General features: G+C 61.6%; 5 protein-coding genes. All 5 read left to right on the top strand.

Going from position 1 to position 5,006, the window contains the following annotated elements:
• A partial coding sequence (locus PG887_RS21725) for an integrase catalytic domain-containing protein (protein WP_054175680.1) occupies window positions 1-894 on the top strand: 894 nt, incomplete at its 5' end.
• A 46-nt stretch (window positions 895-940) separates the two neighbouring features.
• Window positions 941-1,645: an IS6-like element IS26 family transposase gene (locus PG887_RS21720; protein WP_001067834.1), complete on the top strand. Its 705-nt coding sequence runs from the start codon at window positions 941-943 to the stop codon at window positions 1,643-1,645.
• A gap of 121 nt (window positions 1,646-1,766) precedes the next feature.
• The gene (locus PG887_RS21715; protein ID WP_000219391.1) at window positions 1,767-2,672 is read left to right on the top strand and encodes an Mph(A) family macrolide 2'-phosphotransferase; all 906 of its coding nucleotides are present in this window, start codon (window positions 1,767-1,769) and stop codon (window positions 2,670-2,672) included.
• Window positions 2,669-3,907 carry a macrolide resistance MFS transporter Mrx(A) gene (mrx(A), locus tag PG887_RS21710; RefSeq protein ID WP_000004159.1) on the top strand — a complete coding sequence of 413 codons (1,239 nt, stop codon included), beginning with the start codon at window positions 2,669-2,671 and terminating at the stop codon, window positions 3,905-3,907. The genes PG887_RS21715 and mrx(A) overlap by 4 nt, the downstream gene beginning before the upstream one ends.
• On the top strand, window positions 3,907-4,491 hold the full coding sequence (gene mphR(A), locus PG887_RS21705; protein WP_001137892.1) for a macrolide-binding transcriptional repressor MphR(A): 585 nt from the start codon (window positions 3,907-3,909) through the stop codon (window positions 4,489-4,491). Before mrx(A) ends, mphR(A) begins: the two co-directional genes overlap by 1 nt.
• Window positions 4,492-5,006: the final 515 nt, after the last annotated feature.

Genomic DNA, 5,006 nt, shown 5'->3' with positions numbered 1-5,006 from the left:
AAGGCTCAAAAACTGCGAGTGCCGGCGCGCAATACCGTGGCCTTACGGATCGCTAGCCTTGACCCGCGCAAGGTCATCCGCCGGCGGGAAGGCCAGGATGCCGCTCGTGACCTACAAGGTGTGGGCGGCGAGCCTCCTGCCGTGACCGCGCCGCTGGAGCAGGTGCAGATAGACCATACGGTCATCGACCTGATCGTGGTCGATGACCGCGACCGGCAACCTATTGGCCGCCCGTACCTGACCCTCGCCATCGACGTGTTCACCCGCTGCGTGCTCGGCATGGTCGTCACGCTGGAAGCGCCGTCTGCCGTTTCGGTTGGCCTGTGCCTCGTGCATGTCGCCTGCGACAAGCGCCCTTGGCTGGAAGGACTGAACGTGGAAATGGATTGGCAGATGAGCGGCAAGCCCTTGCTGCTCTACCTAGACAACGCGGCCGAGTTCAAGAGCGAGGCCCTGCGCCGGGGTTGCGAGCAGCATGGCATCCGGCTGGACTATCGCCCGCTGGGACAGCCGCACTATGGCGGCATCGTGGAACGGATCATCGGCACGGCGATGCAGATGATTCACGACGAACTGCCGGGAACGACCTTCTCCAACCCTGACCAGCGCGGCGACTACGATTCCGAAAACAAGGCCGCCCTGACGCTGCGCGAGCTAGAGCGCTGGCTCACATTGGCGGTCGGCACCTACCACGGTTCGGTGCACAACGGCCTGCTCCAACCGCCGGCCGCGCGCTGGGCCGAGGCCGTGGCGCGTGTCGGCGTACCGGCCGTCGTCACACGCGCTACTTCGTTCCTGGTCGATTTTCTGCCGATCCTCCGGCGCACGCTGACCCGCACCGGCTTTGTCATCGACCACATCCACTACTACGCCGATGGGCACTGTTGCAAATAGTCGGTGGTGATAAACTTATCATCCCCTTTTGCTGATGGAGCTGCACATGAACCCATTCAAAGGCCGGCATTTTCAGCGTGACATCATTCTGTGGGCCGTACGCTGGTACTGCAAATACGGCATCAGTTACCGTGAGCTGCAGGAGATGCTGGCTGAACGCGGAGTGAATGTCGATCACTCCACGATTTACCGCTGGGTTCAGCGTTATGCGCCTGAAATGGAAAAACGGCTGCGCTGGTACTGGCGTAACCCTTCCGATCTTTGCCCGTGGCACATGGATGAAACCTACGTGAAGGTCAATGGCCGCTGGGCGTATCTGTACCGGGCCGTCGACAGCCGGGGCCGCACTGTCGATTTTTATATCTCCTCCCGTCGTAACAGCAAAGCTGCATACCGGTTTCTGGGTAAAATCCTCAACAACGTGAAGAAGTGGCAGATCCCGCGATTCATCAACACGGATAAAGCGCCCGCCTATGGTCGCGCGCTTGCTCTGCTCAAACGCGAAGGCCGGTGCCCGTCTGACGTTGAACACCGACAGATTAAGTACCGGAACAACGTGATTGAATGCGATCATGGCAAACTGAAACGGATAATCGGCGCCACGCTGGGATTTAAATCCATGAAGACGGCTTACGCCACCATCAAAGGTATTGAGGTGATGCGTGCACTACGCAAAGGCCAGGCCTCAGCATTTTATTATGGTGATCCCCTGGGCGAAATGCGCCTGGTAAGCAGAGTTTTTGAAATGTAAGGCCTTTGAATAAGACAAAAGGCTGCCTCATCGCTAACTTTGCAACAGTGCCGGATTGAATATAACCGACGTGACTGTTACATTTAGGTGGCTAAACCCGTCAAGCCCTCAGGAGTGAATCATGACCGTAGTCACGACCGCCGATACCTCCCAACTGTACGCACTTGCAGCCCGACATGGGCTCAAGCTCCATGGCCCGCTGACTGTCAATGAGCTTGGGCTCGACTATAGGATCGTGATCGCCACCGTCGACGATGGACGTCGGTGGGTGCTGCGCATCCCGCGCCGAGCCGAGGTAAGCGCGAAGGTCGAACCAGAGGCGCGGGTGCTGGCAATGCTCAAGAATCGCCTGCCGTTCGCGGTGCCGGACTGGCGCGTGGCCAACGCCGAGCTCGTTGCCTATCCCATGCTCGAAGACTCGACTGCGATGGTCATCCAGCCTGGTTCGTCCACGCCCGACTGGGTCGTGCCGCAGGACTCGGAGGTCTTCGCGGAGAGCTTCGCGACCGCGCTCGCCGCCCTGCATGCCGTCCCCATTTCCGCCGCCGTGGATGCGGGGATGCTCATCCGTACACCGACGCAGGCCCGTCAGAAGGTGGCCGACGACGTTGACCGCGTCCGACGCGAGTTCGTGGTGAACGACAAGCGCCTCCACCGGTGGCAGCGCTGGCTCGACGACGATTCGTCGTGGCCAGATTTCTCCGTGGTGGTGCATGGCGATCTCTACGTGGGCCATGTGCTCATCGACAACACGGAGCGCGTCAGCGGGATGATCGACTGGAGCGAGGCCCGCGTTGATGACCCTGCCATCGACATGGCCGCGCACCTTATGGTCTTTGGTGAAGAGGGGCTCGCGAAGCTCCTCCTCACGTATGAAGCGGCCGGTGGCCGGGTGTGGCCGCGGCTCGCCCACCACATCGCGGAGCGCCTTGCGTTCGGGGCGGTCACCTACGCACTCTTCGCCCTCGACTCGGGTAACGAAGAGTACCTCGCTGCGGCGAAGGCGCAGCTCGCCGCAGCGGAATGAGCGAACGTCGATATAGCCCGCTCGCGACGCTGTTCGCGGCGACCTTTCTCTTCCGGATCGGCAACGCGGTGGCGGCCCTCGCGCTTCCATGGTTCGTCCTGTCTCATACAAAGAGCGCGGCCTGGGCGGGCGCCACGGCCGCTAGCAGCGTCATCGCGACCATCATCGGCGCGTGGGTTGGTGGTGGCCTCGTCGATCGGTTCGGGCGCGCGCCCGTCGCATTGATCTCGGGTGTGGTGGGCGGCGTGGCCATGGCGAGCATCCCACTGCTCGATGCCGTTGGCGCCCTCTCGAACACTGGGCTGATCGCTTGCGTGGTGCTCGGTGCCGCGTTCGACGCACCCGGTATGGCCGCGCAGGACAGTGAGCTGCCCAAACTCGGCCACGTCGCCGGGCTCTCCGTTGAGCGCGTCTCGTCACTGAAAGCGGTGATCGGGAACGTCGCGATTCTAGGTGGCCCGGCCCTTGGGGGGGCCGCAATCGGCCTGCTTGGCGCTGCGCCAACGCTCGGGCTGACGGCGTTCTGCTCCGTCCTTGCAGGTCTGCTCGGCGCGTGGGTGCTTCCCGCGCGTGCCGCTCGGACGATGACCACGACGGCGACTCTCTCCATGCGCGCCGGCGTCGCTTTTCTCTGGAGCGAACCCCTGCTGCGCCCTCTCTTTGGTATAGTGATGATCTTCGTGGGCATCGTTGGCGCCAACGGCAGCGTCATCATGCCTGCGCTGTTTGTAGATGCAGGACGCCAAGTAGCAGAGCTCGGGCTGTTCTCCTCAATGATGGGGGCTGGTGGTCTCCTTGGCATTGCCATTCATGCGTCGGTCGGCGCCCGGATATCAGCGCAGAACTGGCTGGCGGTGGCATTTTGTGGCTCTGCGGTGGGCTCGCTTCTGCTTTCACAGTTGCCAGGCGTGCCGGTGCTGATGTTGTTGGGCGCGCTCGTGGGACTGCTGACCGGCTCAGTCTCTCCCATTCTCAACGCTGCCATCTACAACCGCACGCCGCCAGAACTTCTCGGCCGGGTACTCGGCACGGTCTCGGCGGTGATGCTGTCAGCCTCGCCCATGGTTATGCTTGCGGCCGGCGCGTTTGTCGACCTTGCTGGTCCGCTCCCTGGCCTCGTTGTATCGGCCGTGTTTGCGGGGCTCGTGGCTCTACTCTCGCTCCGTCTTCAATTTGCTACAATGGCGGCGGCAGCCACAGCCTCCGCCCCAACCCATACAGAAGGTGAACACTGATGCCCCGCCCCAAGCTCAAGTCCGATGACGAGGTACTCGAGGCCGCCACCGTAGTGCTGAAGCGTTGCGGTCCCATAGAGTTCACGCTCAGCGGAGTAGCAAAGGAGGTGGGGCTCTCCCGCGCAGCGTTAATCCAGCGCTTCACCAACCGCGATACGCTGCTGGTGAGGATGATGGAGCGCGGCGTCGAGCAGGTGCGGCATTACCTGAATGCGATACCGATAGGCGCAGGGCCGCAAGGGCTCTGGGAATTTTTGCAGGTGCTCGTTCGGAGCATGAACACTCGCAACGACTTCTCGGTGAACTATCTCATCTCCTGGTACGAGCTCCAGGTGCCGGAGCTACGCACGCTTGCGATCCAGCGGAACCGCGCGGTGGTGGAGGGGATCCGCAAGCGACTGCCCCCAGGTGCTCCTGCGGCAGCTGAGTTGCTCCTGCACTCGGTCATCGCTGGCGCGACGATGCAGTGGGCCGTCGATCCGGATGGTGAGCTAGCTGATCATGTGCTGGCTCAGATCGCTGCCATCCTGTGTTTAATGTTTCCCGAACACGACGATTTCCAACTCCTCCAGGCACATGCGTAAACGGAGGTGTGCAGAGTCCCTGCGGCAGGCGACGAACACGACCGTCGTCGATTAGTACCGGTACGGTCGGTGGTATCGAAGTCTTGATCACCACTCAGGTCTACGGCTTACAAATGGTGACCATCCCGATACTTGCGTCAGAGCACCGGGCCGATTCTTTGACAGTGAATCACTCCCGTAAGGTTGTGCCGGTGTGGGTGTCCCGGGTCGAGACGATACTCCGCCAATGCGCCCAGCAAACAACCTGGCCATCGCAGGTGGTGGGGAGCGGTGTGGCGGATGAGTTGGACAAGTTGGTGTAGCAGCACGAGCACGGCGAGATAACATCGCAGGAGTTCGACATGCTCAAGAGACAGCTGATTGCGAATCGCGATGCAGATTCATAACCCGATTGCGGGTTGGCTTCACTCCACCATCACCGAGCAGACTAGCACGGCGGGCTCTGTTGCAAAGATTGGCGGCAGTCAGAGGTAGGCTGTCGCTCTGCGCCGATCAGGCGGCTGCTGCGAAATGGT

The sequence above is a fragment of the Aeromonas sp. QDB14 genome (assembly GCF_027707845.1).
Lineage (GTDB): Bacteria > Pseudomonadota > Gammaproteobacteria > Enterobacterales > Aeromonadaceae > Aeromonas > Aeromonas caviae.
Note: the sequence above shows the minus strand (reverse complement) of the source record. Positions and strands in the feature narration are given on the sequence as shown.

Bases quoted from the DNA above. Each gene is read 5' to 3' on its own strand.
- PG887_RS21720 (WP_001067834.1), top strand. From the start codon at position 941: ATGAACCCATTCAAAGGCCGGCATTTTCAGCGTGACATCATTCTGTGG.
- PG887_RS21715 (WP_000219391.1), top strand. From the start codon at position 1,767: ATGACCGTAGTCACGACCGCCGATACCTCCCAACTGTACGCACTTGCA.